The following is a 14,402-nucleotide window of genomic DNA, read 5'->3' as shown; positions in this document are numbered from 1 at the left end:
TTGTCCGTTAAATAATTTGTCGTACCTGATCGAGCGTAACGTTGCCGGCCAAGCCGAGGTTAAGCTGCGAGGCGCCGCCGGCGGTGGTGTTGACCCCATACACCGCCGCGTATTTGAGCGCGGTGGCCGTTACGGCGCTGCCCGCCGTCGTCGTGGCGGCGACGCTGAAGGTATATGAGCCTGCCGGCAAGGCCGCGCCCGCGCTGTCGGTACCGTCCCAGGTAAAGGTATGCACCCCCGCGGTCTGCGCGCCGAGGTCGTCGGTGCGCACCACGTTGCCGCTGGCGTCTTTTATGGTAACCGTGGTGGCGTCGCTGGCTTTATCCAGCGACAGGCCGAAAGGCGTGGTGGTGCTGTCGGCGCCCACCAGAATGCTGTTGCCGTCAATCATCACGCCGTGGCCCACCAGGGTGGAAGCCTGCAACGATTGGCTGGTGTTGATTTGGCCGGAAATCGACCCTAGGGTGGTATTAAGGTTTTCAATGCCGCTCAGGGTACTGATTTGCGCCAACTGGGTAGTCAACTGGGAGTTGTCCATCGGGTTGGTAGGGTCCTGGTTTTTCAACTGGGCCACCAGCAGCGTCAGGAATTGGCTTTGCAAATCGACGCTGGAACTGCCGGCCGCGGTCTTGTCGGCAACTTTGGTGTTATCCACCGGGTCATTCATATTGACTGAAACGCCCATCATATCCTCCGGTTATTGGCCAAGCGTCAGGGTTTTTTGCATCAGCGTCTTGGCGGTATTGAGCACATCGATATTGGCCTGGTAGCTGCGCGAGGCCGACATGCTGTTGACCATTTCATCCACCACATTGACATTAGGCATGCGTACATAGCCCTTCTCGTCCGCCAGCGGATTGCCCGGCTGATAGACCAGCTTGTCCGGCTGCGGCGATTCCACCACGCCGCTGACCTGGACGCCGCCGATTTCCTGCCCGGCGGGGGCGGCCACCTGGAAGATCACTTCTTTGGCGCGATACGGCTGGCCGTCCGGGCCGGTCACGCTGTCCGCATTCGCCAGATTGCTGGCGGCGACGTTCATGCGCTGCGATTGGGCGCTCAGCGCCGAACCGGAAATTGCAAAAATCGAGGTCATCCCCATCGGCGGGTTACTCCTGTAGTACCGACATCATGTTTTTAATCTGTCCGCCGAGCACCGTCAGATCGGTCTGATATTGCAGGCTGTTATCGGCGAACTGGGTTCTTTCGCGGTCCATATCAACGGTATTGCCGTCCAGCGCGGGTTGATCCGGCACCCGGTAGAGCAGCTCGCTGGCGGGAGCGGCGGCGCCGGACGCATCGATATGCCGCGCGGAGGTGGTGGTCAGCGCCAACGACGCGCCGCTGGCCCGCCCCTGGGTCAGCGCTTTATTCAGTTCGCTGGCAAAATCGATATCCCGCGCCTGATAGCCCGGAGTATCGGCATTGGCAATATTCGCGGCCAGGATTTCCTGACGCTGCGCGCGCAAGTTGAGGGCTTCCTGCTGGAATTGCAGGGCGGCATCAAGCTTATTGATCATCATGGTTCCCATCATGGTTGCCACGGTAGCTGCCGACGCAGTTGTCATGGCAGTTGCGATAACAACAAAGAAAAATACCGGGCATTAATTAATGGATGCCAGCTTAGACGTATAACCGCCATGCCTATCGCCGGAATAAGCATGAATTGCGGTGCTAATTTACCCATTGAGAAGAAAAGGAGATCGGTACACTGTCATTGCCCGGCTAGCCATGAGGCAGCGGCCACGCCGGCGGGAAGGATAAAACACGCAGGGGATGAGATGAAGAGTATGGACGTTAACCAAGTTGCGCCACCGGCCATCGCCGCCCGCAGGGGGCGTCGGCATCGTGTCCTGGCCGCCGCGTTATTCCTGTTTTCGGCCGCCGCCGCCGCTGACCCGCTGGCGGCGCAGTTGACCGATTTTATGCAGCGGCAATATCCCGCGCCCCCGCAATCAATGCGAATCGTGATCAAGACGCCGGCGGATCGCCGCCTGAGCTGCGAACACCCGCAATTTTCATTGCCGTCCCGTAATCGTATCTGGGGTAATCTCAGTATCGGTATGGTGTGCGATACCCAAAAACGGTTTCTGCAAGCCGATGTCCAGGTCACCGATCGTTACCTGGTGGCGGCCCGGCCGATCGCCGCCCATCAGACGCTATCTGAACAGGACATCATGTGGCGCACCGGCCGCCTGGATATGCTCACCGGCGCGCCCCTCACCGATATGGCGCTGGCGGCCGGCAGCGTCAGCGAGCGGGCGGTAGGCAGCGGCCAGGCGTTAACCGCCGCCATGTTGCGCCGCCCCTGGCGCGTCGCAACCGGCCAAACCGTGCAGGTGACCGCCCAAGGCGAAGGCTTCGCCGTGCAAAGCACCGGCAAAGCCATGAATAACGCGGCGGTAAACGATCGGCTGCAGGTGCGGATGGACTCGGGCCAGGTGGTTAACGGCCAGTTGCTGGACGACGGTAACGTACGCGTCATATTTTAAATTAAAGCTTTGGTGGATTTGGCCGATAATCAAAGTTAACCCGAGGGTGTTTTTGACAACGAATATAAGTGAGGCTGTATGAGTATTGATAGTACCCGCCCAATTCAACCTCTGTCCCCGATCCAGGGTCCGGAAACCGGTACTGTTCAGCCGCAAAAAAGCAAAACTACCGGCGGCGCCATCGCCACCAGCCAGCAGACGCAGGTCAATTTAAGCGACGCCCAGGCACGCCTGCGGCAACCCGGCAGCCAGGATATCGACAGCGCCAAAGTGGACAGTCTGAAACAGGCCATTCGCCGCGGCGAATTGAAAGTGGATACCGGCAAAATTGCCGATGCGTTGATTGCCCAGGCGCAATCGATGCTCGATCAGGATGAGTAATCAACCGTCATGAATGAGTTGGACACCACCTTTACCCGCATGCTGGTAATTCTACGGCAATTGGAACTCACCCTGGCCCAGGAACAGGAACTGCTGAGCGCCGGCCAGGTTAACGCCGCGCTATTGCACCGGGTGACGGAAAATAAAAATGAACAGCTGGCCACCCTGCAGCATTTGGATCGCCAGCGCGAAGCCCTGGCGGCCGCCAGCGGAGCCGGCCAGCCGCCTTATGACGGCCATCCGTCTTTGCGCGCCCAGTGGCAAACCATCGCGCAGCTGACTGAAAACCTCAATCACCATAACTACCGTAACGGCCTGTTGCTGGCGCAGCATCTGCTATTAAACCAGCAAATGCTCGCCATGCTGGAGCAACATCAAACCCAGCGCCGCCTCTATGGCCCCGACGGCCAGGCGCGCAGCGGGCAGTTATTGGGCCGCAAGTTCAGCGTCTAATCCCCGCGCTGCGCTATATTTGCCGCCCGGGGCGCTCCCCCCGCATCCTATGATGATACCGGCCGTCGCGGTCAGACGCCGCGGCGTTGCGGGTTCAGCGGGTGGGCAACGTGCGGTAATTCACCAAGATCTGATAACGGGTCAGCAATATCTGCGGGTAGAAAGCGCCGCTGCCGTTGACTTTCACCAGCAGCGTCAATGGATTATTCGCCGGCGCTCCCGCCAGCGCATCGCTTCGTCCGGCCAGCCCATCGAGATAAACACATTTCACCGGCAGGCAGACCGCCAGCATCGCCCCCGCCGGCAACGGCCGTTCGGTATCGATCCGCCAACTGATGGACGTGACCAGCGCCCCGCCCGGCGGCGCGGTAACGGGCCGCATCGGCGCGCTGCTTTTAACGCTGCCGCGCTGGCCCAGGGACAGCATTTTCCCCTGCGCCTCCCATCCCCCATCCGCCGGGGCGCGGCCCGGCAGCGCGACGTCCCCGGGCGCCGCCACCCGTACGCTGACGGCCAAGTTGGCTTCGGCGTTGGCGATCGCCGGCCTTGCGGCGGGCATGATGGGCGCCGGCGCGGCGGGCGCGGCGATGGCCAGCAGCCAGGCAAGCGGCAGTAGCCGCCTGCCCGGGCGATGGGCGCCGGTGCGATAATCCGCTATCTTCACCGCGGGCCGCCCAAAATGGCCGTCATGCGGATTTGCCGCCGATCGCTGACTTCCAGATTCGACAAGACGGCAAGCTGAGGCAGGCTGCGGCGCAGGAAACGCGCCAGCAGCGGGCGCAGGGCGTGATTGACCAGCAGCACCGCCGGCGCGTTCAGGCTTTCCTGCTGTTGCAGCACCTCCCGCGCCTGCGCCAATACCCGATCCGCCATACCCGGCTCCAGGCCGCCGCCGCTTTGCAGCGCCTGCAACAGTACCCGCTCCAACGCCAAATCCAGACCGATGGCCTGGATTTCACCGTCCCCCGGGAACCAGCGCTGGGTGATCGCCCGCCCGAGGGCGACCCGCACCACGACCGTGAGCTCCGCCGGATCTTTTTGTACCGGGGCATGTTCCGCCAAGGTTTCGATAATGGTGCGCATATCGCGGATCGGCACGTTTTCGGCCAGCAAATTCTGCAACACTTTATGAAAAATGGTCAGCGTCAGGGTGCCGGGGATAAAATCTTCGGTGAGTTTGGGCATTTCCTGGGTAACGCGATCGAGCAATTGCTGGGTTTCCTGCCGGCCCAGCAGCTCGCTGGCATGGATGCCGATAAGATGATTAAGATGGGTGGCCACCACGGTGCTGGCCTCGACCACCGTATACCCCTGGATCTGCGCCTGCTCTTTCAGCGCGCTGTCAATCCAGACCGCCGGCAGGCCAAACGCCGGATCCTGGGTGATATCCCCGGCCAGTTCGCCGGCGGCGGCGCCGGGATTAATGGCCATCCAGCGGCCGGGGAACGCTTCGCCGCGCCCCATTTCGACGCCTTTGAGCAAAATGCGGTAGCTGGCCGGCTGGAGTTCGAGATTATCGCGGATATGCACCACCGGCGGCAAAAAGCCGGTTTCCTGGGCGAATTTTTTGCGGATGCTGCGAATACGGCCCAGCAGTTCGCCATTTTGCTGGAAATCCACCATCGGGATCAGCCGGTAGCCCACTTCCATGCCCAGGGGGTCTTCCAACTGCACATCGCTCCAGCTGGCTTCTTTATTATTTAGCGCGCTGTCCGGTTTAATCAGCGGAGCGCTGGCCACCGGTCCTTGCTCGGTCTTGCCGCGCAGCCACCAGGCCAGGGCCAGCAACATGCCGGTAAACAGTAAAAACACCATATTGGGCATTCCGGGCACCAGTCCCAGCAACCCCAGCACCGCGGCGCTCAATAGCATGACCCGCGGGTTGTTGAATAGCTGGCCGACCATCTGCTGGCCGACATCCTGATTGGTACCTACCCGGGTAACGATGACGCCCGCGGCGGTGGAGATCACCAGCGCCGGAATTTGCGCCACCAGCCCGTCGCCGATGGTCAGCAGGGTGTAGCTTTCGGCCGCATTGCCCAGGGCCATGCCGTGCTGGATCATGCCCACCAGCAACCCGCCGATCACGTTGATCACCATGATCATCAGGCCGGCGATGGCATCGCCGCGCACGAACTTGCTGGCCCCATCCATCGAACCGTAAAAATCCGCTTCCTGGGTGACTTCGCTGCGGCGTAATTTGGCTTCTTCCTCGCCGATCAGGCCGGCGTTGAGATCGGCATCGATGGCCATTTGTTTGCCGGGCATGCCGTCAAGCACAAAACGCGCGCCCACTTCGGCGATGCGCCCGGCGCCTTTGGTGATAACCATAAAGTTGATCACCACCAGGATGATAAACACCACGATGCCGATGGCGAAATTGCCGCCCACCAGGAAGTGGCCGAAGGCCTCGATCACCCGTCCGGCCGCCGCCGTGCCCGTATGGCCGTGCAGCAATATGATGCGGGTCGATGCGATATTCAGCGACAGGCGCAACAGGGTGGAAAACAGCAGGATGGTGGGAAATGCCGCGAACTCCAGGGTCTTGCGGGTAAACATCGCCACCAGCAGCACCATGATCGACAGGGCGATGTTAAAGGTAAACAGCAGATCCAGGATAAAAGGCGGCAACGGCAGCACCATCATCGACAGGATCATCAGGATCAGTACCGGGCCGGCCAGAATCTGCCATTGAATGGTACTTAAATTGGGGGGCAACCGTAATAATGCTACCAGCTTGGCCATATCACTCTTTCTCGTGGGCAAAATCCAGTGCCGCCGGCACCGGTAAATGTTCGGGTTTTTTCGGTATCAATCCGCCCTGCTCCCGCCAGCGTTTTAGCTGATAGACCCAGGCCAGGACCTCGGCCACGGCGGAATACAAGGTGGCGGGAATCGCCTGCCCGATCTCGCCGTGGCGATACAGCGCCCTGGCCAGCGGCGGCGCTTCAAGCTGGGGAATACGGTGCCGATCCCCGATCTCGCGAATGCGCAGGGCAATATCGCCGGCGCCTTTGGCCACCACTTTCGGGGCGTTCATTTTGCCGTCCTCATAACGCAGGGCCACGGCATAGTGGGTGGGGTTGGTGATAATAACGTCGGCGCCCGGCACGTCGCTCATCATGCGGCGGCGCGACATGGCGCGCTGCTGCTGGCGAATGCGGCTTTTAACGTGCGGGTCCCCTTCCTGGTCCTTGAATTCATCGCGGATTTCCTGCCGGGTCATCCGCAGCTTTTTAACATGGCTCCAGAGTTGCCAGAACACATCGAACGCCACCATGGGAATCAACGACGCGATATTCAGCAAGGCGCAGGTGGCGATCAGCCGCAGGGCATCGCCCAATGCGGCAATCGGGGATTCCAGCACCAAATGCAGCATGACCGGCCAATTGTGCCAAAGGAACCAGCCGGTGACCCAGCCCATCAGCAGCGCCTTGAGTATGGCCTTGAATAACTCCGATAGCGCCTGGCCGGAAAAAACCCGTTTTAATCCCGGCAGCGGATTGACTTTGCCCAGATCGAATTTAATCGATGCGGGATTAAACATCACGCCCCCCAGCAGCATCGGCGCGGCCAGGGCGGTGAGCACCAGGCCGGCAAAGACCGGGACCAGCGCCCACACCGTTTGTTTGATCAGGGCCTGCACTTGAAATAAAATCTGGCGGTCGTTGCTGATTATACCGTGGTCGAAACGCAGGCCTTGGGCGATCATCGCCGCCAGTTGGCGGCCCAGCGGCTCGCCGCCCATCCACAGGATAGCCAGCCCCACCAGCAGCATCAAAACGGAAGTCAATTCGCGGGAACGGGGAATCTGCCCCTCTTCGCGGGCTTTATCCAGCCGGTGGGCGGTGGGGGCCTCGCTTTTTTCCAGATCGCTGTCTTCCGCCATTAATCATCCCGATCGCTTCACGCCATGACTGCAAGATGCGTAGCATGACAAAAAGCCGTGCGGACGATGGCGGGAACAACGGGGTAAAGCGGCGGGTATTTGACGGATAGCCGTTGACCGGACGATCTGCCGATCGCCGGTTCAAGGGGGAAACGGGGTTAAAAACCGAGGCTATCGAGCAGATCGTCCACCTGATCCTGGTTGGCGACCACGCCCTCGACGGTGTGATCGAGCTGCGGGCCGTTCAGCAGGCCGTCGCTGGCGCGTTTGGACTGCGCCGGCTCCGGCATGTTTTCCAGCAGCACCATCAGCAGTTGCTTTTCGATCTCCTGCACCACATCCATCATGCGTTTAATCACCTGGCCGGTGAGATCCTGAAAATCCTGCGCCATCATGATTTCCATCAGCTGCGCATGGGTGAAGGCGGTATGTTCCGGCACCTCGGCCAGGTAATCCCGGGTAGCGGTCACCAGCTCGCGGGCATCGCCCAATTCAATGGGCTGCTCGAACCAACTGTCCCAGCGAACGGTCAGCGCCTTCGCGCCTTTCTCCAGCCTGGTTTGGCGCGGCTGCGCCGCATCGACGCAGTTAAGCGCCCGCTCGGCCGCCTGCGCGGTCATTTGTACCACATAGTCCAGCCGATCGCGGGCGTCGGGAATGGCTTCGGCGGCCTGGGCGATGGCTTGATCCAGTCCCAGTTCCTTGAGGCTATCGCGCAGCATCCTGGTCAACTGGCCGATGCGGGAGATGATCTCCGTGGCGGTGGCGTTGGTTTTCGGCATGGTAGGTGTGCTATTCATATTCCCTCCTGATTACATCCCCAGCTTTTCGAATATTTTATTCAGCTTTTCTTCCAACGTCGCCGCGGTAAACGGCTTGACCACATAACCGCTGGCCCCCGCCTGGGCGGCGGCGATGATATTCTCTTTTTTGGCTTCCGCCGTCACCATCAGCACCGGCAGCGCGCCCAGCGCGGCATCGGCGCGGATATTCTGCAGCAGGGCCAGCCCATCCATATTCGGCATATTCCAGTCGGAAATGACGAAATCGATGGGGCCGGCGCGCAGCTTATTCAGGGCATCCGCACCGTCCTCGGCTTCGTCAACATTATTAAAGCCCAGCTCTTTCAGTAGGTTACGCACGATTCGCCGCATCGTTGAAAAATCGTCGACCACCAGAAATCTGAGTTCTTTATCCGCCATACCTGCTCCTGTTATTGATCGTTTGCCCGCGTGCGGGCTGCTAAATACGTAATGCCTGGCCGGCGCTGATTTGGGTCATCATGCGCTGGCTCATCTGGTGTAAAGGCACAATTTCGTTGCTGCCCCCCATGGCAATGGCTTCACGGGGCATGCCGAATACCACGCAGCTGGCTTCATCCTGCGCCATGGTATAGGCGCCGGCGTTGCGCATGGCCAGCAGGCCGGCGGCGCCGTCATTACCCATGCCGGTAAGGATCACCCCGACCGCATTGCGCCCGGCATATTGGGCCACCGAGTGGAACAGCACATCCACCGACGGACGATGGCGATTAACCGGATCGCCGTCATGCAGCCTGACCTGGTAATTGGCGCCGCTGCGGGCCAGTTCCATATGGCGCGCGCCCGGGGCGATATAGGCGTGGCCCGGCAATATCCGCTCGCCGTCTTCGGCCTCTTTTACCGTGATCTGGCATAGTTTGTTCAACCGCTCGGCAAAAGATCGGGTAAATCCCGGCGGCATATGCTGGGTGATCAATAGCGCCGGGCTGGTGGGCGGCAGCGGCTCAAGCACATGGCGAATCGCCTCCGTTCCGCCGGTGGACGCGCCGATGGCGATCAGCTTTTCACTGCTCAGCAACGGCACCCGGATGGTCGGCGCCGCGCCGCTGTTTTGCCGCTGCGGCAGCCTGGCCCGGGACGCCATGCGGATTTTCTCGGCAATGGACTCGCTGTAGGCCAGCATGCCGTCGCGCAGGCCGGTTTGCGGTTTGGTAACGAAATCAATGGCTCCCAGCTCTAATGCGCGCAGGGTGATTTCCGATCCGCGCCCGGTCAACGACGACACCATCACCACCGGCATCGGCCGTAAACGCATCAGTTTTTCCAAAAAATCCAACCCGTCCATACGCGGCATTTCCACATCCAGCGTGAGCACTTCCGGGTTCAATTTTTTAATCAGATCGCGAGCCACCAGCGGATCGGGAGCGGTGGCCACGACTTCCATATCGGGAAAACCGTTGATGATTTCGGTCATCAATTGCCGCATCAATGCGGAATCGTCTACGCAAAGCACCCTGATTTTGCTCATTTTCTTTCCTTGGTAAGCTGGTAAACCGTCTGTCCGCGCAGCTTGAAATCCTGGCTGATCTGGCTGAAATTTTCTGAATGGCCGGCAAACAGCAGCCCGCCGGGTTTAAGCAGCGGCGCGAAACGGCGCAGGATGCGCTCCTGGGTTTCCTTATCAAAATAAATCATCACATTCCGGCAAAAAATAGCGTCGAACGGTCCCGGCACCGCCCACTCTCCCGCCAGTAAATTCAGATACTGGAAACGCACCATGGCGCTGAGCTCCGGACGTACCCGCGCCAACCCTTCGTGGGGGCCGGTGCCGCGCAGGAAAAACCGCTGGCGCTGCACGGTGCTCAGGCCGCGCAGTTCCTCATGGCGGTACACGCCGGCCCGGGCTTTATCCAGCACCAGGGTATTAATATCGCTGCCGATCACCTGCACCTGGCTCATCGGTCCGGTCAGCGTTTCCATTAACGTCATGGCGATGGAGTAAGGCTCTTCGCCGGTGGAAGCCGCGGTGCTCCAAACGGTATACGGCCCCGGCCGCTCCTGGGCGTGGCGCGCGAGAATCGGGAAGTGATGCAGTTCGCGAAAAAAGGCGGTCAGGTTGGTGGTCAGCGCGTTGATAAAGACCTCCCACTCCTCGCCGTTGACATTGGCTTCCAACCGCGCCAGATACGTGCCGAAATCCGCCATCTCCAGGCTGCGAAGCCGCCTGACCAGGCGGTTATACACCATCTCCCGTTTGTGGCTGGCCAGCACGATGCCGGCCCGCTGGTAAATCAACTGACATATGCGCTGGAAATGCGCATCCGATAAGGGCACCGGTTGCGCCCAATTGGACCATCGTGCGGCAATTTCAGCCTGATTCGGCATAGGTTTTCTCATTGCCCGCGCTTGCGCCTGGCGTTAGGTTGTTGGTTCGAGTTGCCGCTCATTAAGGCCGGCCGACCCTTTCTCATCCAGGTAATCCTGCTCGGCGTGCTGTTGCAGCCTGAATACGCGCACCGCCTGCATCAGCGATCCGGCCTGCGCTTCCAGGGCATGGGCGGCGGCGGCGGATTGCTCCACCAGCGACGCATTTTGCTGGGTGGCGGCATCCATTTGATTAACCGCGGCGGCCACCTGATCGATACCCCGGCTCTGTTCATCGGAGGCGGAGGCGATTTCGCCCATAATATCGGTGACCCGGGCGACGGAACGAACGATCTCATCCATTGTTTCACCGGCCGAGGCGACCAGTTCGGAGCCTTGCTGCACGCGAGTGGCCGACTCGTCAATCAATCCTTTAATCTCTTTGGCCGCCTGCGCGCTGCGCTGCGCCAAATTACGCACCTCGCCGGCCACCACGGCGAAGCCCCGGCCCTGCTCGCCGGCGCGCGCCGCTTCCACCGCCGCGTTCAGCGCCAGGATATTGGTCTGGAAGGCGATGCCGTCGATGACGCTGGTGATATCGCTGATTTTCCGCGAGCTGACGGCGATATCCGCCATGCGCTGCACCACGTTGCCGGTCAACGTGCCGCCTTTATGGGCGGTGGACGACGCATCGCTGGCCAGCTTGCTGGCCTGGCGGGCATTTTCCGCATTCTGTTTCACCGTGGAGGTTAATTGCTCCATGCTGGTGGCGGTTTCTTCGAGAGAAGCGGCCTGCTGTTCGGTACGCGCCGACAAATCGTTATTGCCGCTGGCGATTTCCTGGATGCCGCTGAGCATGGCATCGGTGCCCTGGCGCACGGCGGATACCGTTTGCGCCAGCTCATCGCGCATGGCTTCCAATTGATGGAACAACTGGCTGATTTCGTTACGCCCCTGGGCCGCGATCGGATTGCCCAGATCGCCGCTGGCGATGGCGTTAAAATGGCCGCTCATCGCCGCCAACGGGCGCAGCAGCATGCGTTTGAGCCATACCAGGACCAGCAGCGTCAGGGCCGCCGTCATGCCGGTCATCAGCGCCAGCATCCATCCCGACCGGCTGTACGCGGAACGGTTTAACTCGCTGGCGTCGCCGATCACCGCGGACAGATGCGTCATATTGGCGTTATATTGCCGCTCGAACGCGTCCTGGAATTGCTGCGTGGGCTGGGTCATAAAGGCCTGTACATTGCCGTTATCCAGCATCTCTATGGCGTCGTGCAGCGCCTGGTCGAATTCTTTATAGCTCTTGTTGGTTTGCTCGCGCAGCGCCTGCTCCCCGCCGCTCGCCGTGGGATAGGCGTTAAATTCCTTGTACACCGCCTCGCCGTGTTTCAGTTTCTTTTTGGCATCCTCCATAATCGGCAGGATCTGCTCCAGCGGCGTATAAGACGCAAAGCGCGTCGCCGCCCGGTTAAGGGAATTACGGGTTTGCAGTAATTCAGACCAACTCATGCTCAGGGCATTTCGTTTCAGATTGTCCGATTCTACTTGGTGAAAATTTTCGCTGCTGCGTCTGAAATTCTCAAACGACAGTCCGCTGCTGATTAATTGCATCAAACCGAAGATCAATACGATCATAATCAGGCTGGTGGAAATCCGTATACGCGATAACATCATTAGCCTCATGCTGGCGTTGGTTATTTTTACCAAGCGTAATTAAAAGGTTTCCCAATTTTCCTGCGATGTGCTTTCCGCTGTCTTTTTCGCGGACGCCGGCGGCGTAGCCTGCCGGTTGACGGACACGGCGGGTGCGGGCTTATTTACCGCCGGGGGGAGTTGTTCATCCAGGCGGAAGACGGAGACGGCCTGGGTCAATAATCCGGCCTGGGCTTCCATTTGGGCGGCGGCATGGGCAGCTTGCTGCACCAGCGCGGCGTTTTGCTGCGTAGTGCGATCCATGTCGGCCACCGCCTCGCCTACCTGATCGATACCGCGGCTTTGTTCATCGGACGCCGATGAAATCTCGCCCATGATGTCGGTGACGCGGGTGACCGCATTAACGATTTCCGCCATGGTTTCCCCGGCGCTTTCAACCAGGGTGGACCCCACATCCACGCGATTGACCGAGTCATCAATCAAGCCTTTAATCTCTTTGGCCGCCTGCGCGCTGCGCTGCGCCAGGCTGCGTACTTCGCCTGCCACCACGGCGAATCCACGCCCCTGTTCGCCGGCGCGCGCCGCTTCCACCGCCGCGTTCAGCGCCAGGATATTGGTCTGGAAGGCGATGCCGTCGATAACGCCGGTAATATCGGCAATTTTCTGCGAACTGCCGGCGATTTCGTGCATGGTCCGCACTACGTTGTCCACCACTTTGCCGCCCTTTTGCGCGGTTTCCGATGCGCTAAGCGCCAGTTGCCGGGCCTGGCGGGCATTTTCGGCGTTCTGTTTAACCGTGGCGGTCAACTCTTCCATGCTGGCGGCGGTTTGCTCCAGCGCCGATGCCTGCTGCTCGGTGCGCGACGAAAGATCGCTATTGCCGGCGGCGATTTCGCTGGCGCCGTTGAAAATCGAGGTCGCGCTTTGGCGCACGGTATGCACGGTGCCGGTCAGCGATCGCTGCATATCGCGCAGGCTTTGCGCCAGCATCCCCATCTCATTGCGGCTGTTGAGGGTCAGTTCCTGGGTTAAATCCCCAGCGGCGATACCGCGGATATGATCGATAAGATAGCGCAGCGGATGCAGCAGGATACGGCGGATGCCGACCCAGGCCAGAAGCGAGATCAGCACCACGATCGCCAGCGCCGCGCCCAGCACGCCGACCGATTGCACATACGCCTGCTGGTTTTGTTCCACCGCATCGTTATATAAGCGGATATTGCCCGCGAGATAGCGGCTATAGGAGTCTTCGAAATTGTTTTGCAGACCTTGGGTGGGTTGAGCGAAAAAATCGGCGATTTTGCCGTCGTTGAGCTGAACATTCAGTTCAACCAGGGCGGCATGCAACGCATCGTAGCGTTTTTTCAGGGCGACATGATTCGCCTCGTCCTGTCCTTCGACCGCGGGCATCGCCATGAAATTGCCGAAGGTTTGCTCGGAACGGGTCAGGGTGCCCCGCGCTTCGGATAATAATTCGGTTACCGTCGCGCCATTACCGATCTTGTTTTCATCCATTAAATAACGCACCGCCGCCCGGTTCAGGGTATTGCGGGTTTGAACCAAGGCCACCCAGCTCGCGCTTAATGCGGTTTGCTGTTTACGCAAATTTTGGTAAACGCCGAAATAGTGCTGGTCTTGTTTTAAAGAGTGGTAAAAAACGCCTCCCGAGGATAATTGCAAAATACAAAAAATAATTAATATAAAAACTAAGCCGGTCACTACTCTTATACGGTTAAACATGCCTGATTTCCCACTACACCTGGTGCTATTTTTATCGGCAGGGGGCAGGCAAACTTTACCGGTAAATACAGAAATTAGCGGATTAGCGGAATCGACCCGCGTCCCGGGCGATTCCGCCGTCTGTTGCGCGTTGGCAATGCCGCGCTAGCTCCTGGCGGCGCTATCCACCAGCGCCATCTCCTCGCTGTTTAATAGCCGCTCGATATCCACCAGGATCAGCATGCGCTCGCCCAGGGAACCCAGGCCGGTAAGATATTCCGTGGCCAGGGTAACGGCAAATTCCGGCGCCGGGCGGATTTGCTCCGCGGTGAGGGAAAGCACGTCGGACACGCCGTCCACCACAATACCCACCACCCGCTGGTTGAGATTAAGCACAATCACCACCGTGTTGTCGTTATACGCCACGTCCGACTGGGCAAATTTAATGCGCAGATCCAGTATCGGCACGATCACGCCGCGCAAATTGGTCACGCCCTTGATAAACGCCGGCGTATTGGCAATGCGCGTCACCTGATCGTAACCGCGGATTTCCTGTACTTTTAAAATATCGATACCGTATTCTTCGTCGCCCAGCGTAAAGATCAGGAACTCCTGCCCTTCGTTTTCCCCGGTCAGTGCGGTGACGCTTGCAAGTCCTGCCATGGTTTTCACCTTTTTATTCAGTCG

The 14,402-nt window shown here is 59.6% G+C and carries 16 protein-coding genes; 3 read left to right on the top strand and 13 right to left on the bottom strand.

The window, feature by feature from the left end:
- Positions 1–7: 7 nt before the first annotated feature.
- From flgD to flgB, 3 genes are read right to left on the bottom strand one after another with little or no spacing between them, the layout of a single operon-like run.
- A complete protein-coding gene (gene flgD / locus ACL2XP_RS11250; protein WP_413739126.1) occupies positions 8–685 on the bottom strand; it encodes a flagellar hook assembly protein FlgD in 678 nt (225 codons plus the stop codon).
- A gap of 12 nt (positions 686–697) precedes the next feature.
- Positions 698–1,102: a flagellar basal body rod protein FlgC gene (gene flgC, locus ACL2XP_RS11245; RefSeq protein WP_413738591.1), complete on the bottom strand. Its 405-nt coding sequence runs from the start codon at positions 1,100–1,102 to the stop codon at positions 698–700.
- A 7-nt stretch (positions 1,103–1,109) separates the two neighbouring features.
- A complete protein-coding gene (flgB, locus tag ACL2XP_RS11240) occupies positions 1,110–1,520 on the bottom strand; it encodes a flagellar basal body rod protein FlgB (protein ID WP_413739125.1) in 411 nt (136 codons plus the stop codon).
- 261 nt (positions 1,521–1,781) lie between these two features.
- Between flgB and flgA the strand changes: the two genes are divergently transcribed.
- The 3 genes from flgA to ACL2XP_RS11225 all read left to right on the top strand — a co-directional run bounded on the left by flgA (position 1,782) and on the right by ACL2XP_RS11225 (position 3,326).
- The gene (gene flgA, locus ACL2XP_RS11235) at positions 1,782–2,492 is read left to right on the top strand and encodes a flagellar basal body P-ring formation chaperone FlgA (protein WP_413738590.1); all 711 of its coding nucleotides are present in this window, start codon (positions 1,782–1,784) and stop codon (positions 2,490–2,492) included.
- 78 nt (positions 2,493–2,570) lie between these two features.
- A complete protein-coding gene (gene flgM, locus ACL2XP_RS11230; protein ID WP_413738589.1) occupies positions 2,571–2,873 on the top strand; it encodes a flagellar biosynthesis anti-sigma factor FlgM in 303 nt (100 codons plus the stop codon).
- Positions 2,874–2,882: 9 nt separating this feature from the next.
- Positions 2,883–3,326, top strand: coding sequence for a flagella synthesis protein FlgN (locus ACL2XP_RS11225; RefSeq protein ID WP_413738588.1), 444 nt, complete (start codon positions 2,883–2,885; stop codon positions 3,324–3,326).
- Positions 3,327–3,420: 94 nt separating this feature from the next.
- Here the strand turns inward: ACL2XP_RS11225 and ACL2XP_RS11220 are convergent, their stop codons facing one another.
- From ACL2XP_RS11220 to cheW, 10 genes are all read right to left on the bottom strand, one after another.
- Positions 3,421–3,990 carry a flagellar protein FlhE gene (locus ACL2XP_RS11220; protein ID WP_413738587.1) on the bottom strand — a complete coding sequence of 190 codons (570 nt, stop codon included), beginning with the start codon at positions 3,988–3,990 and terminating at the stop codon, positions 3,421–3,423.
- A complete protein-coding gene (gene flhA / locus ACL2XP_RS11215) occupies positions 3,987–6,071 on the bottom strand; it encodes a flagellar biosynthesis protein FlhA (RefSeq protein ID WP_413738586.1) in 2,085 nt (694 codons plus the stop codon). The genes ACL2XP_RS11220 and flhA overlap by 4 nt, the downstream gene beginning before the upstream one ends.
- A gap of 1 nt (position 6,072) precedes the next feature.
- On the bottom strand, positions 6,073–7,215 hold the full coding sequence (flhB, locus tag ACL2XP_RS11210; RefSeq protein WP_413738585.1) for a flagellar biosynthesis protein FlhB: 1,143 nt from the start codon (positions 7,213–7,215) through the stop codon (positions 6,073–6,075).
- Positions 7,216–7,373: 158 nt separating this feature from the next.
- Positions 7,374–8,015 (bottom strand): protein phosphatase CheZ, encoded by a 642-nt coding sequence (cheZ, locus tag ACL2XP_RS11205; RefSeq protein ID WP_413738584.1) that lies wholly within the window; start codon positions 8,013–8,015, stop codon positions 7,374–7,376.
- Positions 8,016–8,027: 12 nt separating this feature from the next.
- On the bottom strand, positions 8,028–8,417 hold the full coding sequence (gene cheY, locus ACL2XP_RS11200) for a chemotaxis response regulator CheY (RefSeq protein ID WP_413738583.1): 390 nt from the start codon (positions 8,415–8,417) through the stop codon (positions 8,028–8,030).
- A 40-nt stretch (positions 8,418–8,457) separates the two neighbouring features.
- On the bottom strand, positions 8,458–9,504 hold the full coding sequence (locus tag ACL2XP_RS11195; protein WP_413738582.1) for a protein-glutamate methylesterase/protein-glutamine glutaminase: 1,047 nt from the start codon (positions 9,502–9,504) through the stop codon (positions 8,458–8,460).
- Positions 9,501–10,361 carry a protein-glutamate O-methyltransferase CheR gene (cheR, locus tag ACL2XP_RS11190; protein ID WP_413738581.1) on the bottom strand — a complete coding sequence of 287 codons (861 nt, stop codon included), beginning with the start codon at positions 10,359–10,361 and terminating at the stop codon, positions 9,501–9,503. Before cheR ends, ACL2XP_RS11195 begins: the two co-directional genes overlap by 4 nt.
- Before the next feature lie 33 nt (positions 10,362–10,394).
- Positions 10,395–12,014 (bottom strand): methyl-accepting chemotaxis protein, encoded by a 1,620-nt coding sequence (locus ACL2XP_RS11185; protein WP_413739124.1) that lies wholly within the window; start codon positions 12,012–12,014, stop codon positions 10,395–10,397.
- Positions 12,015–12,056: 42 nt separating this feature from the next.
- Complete coding sequence (locus ACL2XP_RS11180) at positions 12,057–13,736, bottom strand: methyl-accepting chemotaxis protein (protein ID WP_413738580.1); 1,680 nt, start codon at positions 13,734–13,736, stop codon at positions 12,057–12,059.
- A 144-nt stretch (positions 13,737–13,880) separates the two neighbouring features.
- Positions 13,881–14,378 carry a chemotaxis protein CheW gene (cheW, locus tag ACL2XP_RS11175; RefSeq protein ID WP_413738579.1) on the bottom strand — a complete coding sequence of 166 codons (498 nt, stop codon included), beginning with the start codon at positions 14,376–14,378 and terminating at the stop codon, positions 13,881–13,883.
- Positions 14,379–14,402 lie beyond the last annotated feature (24 nt).

The sequence above is a fragment of the Sodalis sp. RH21 genome, assembly GCF_047324175.1.
GTDB lineage: Bacteria > Pseudomonadota > Gammaproteobacteria > Enterobacterales > Enterobacteriaceae > Acerihabitans.
This window is presented reverse-complemented; position numbering and strand designations above follow the sequence as displayed.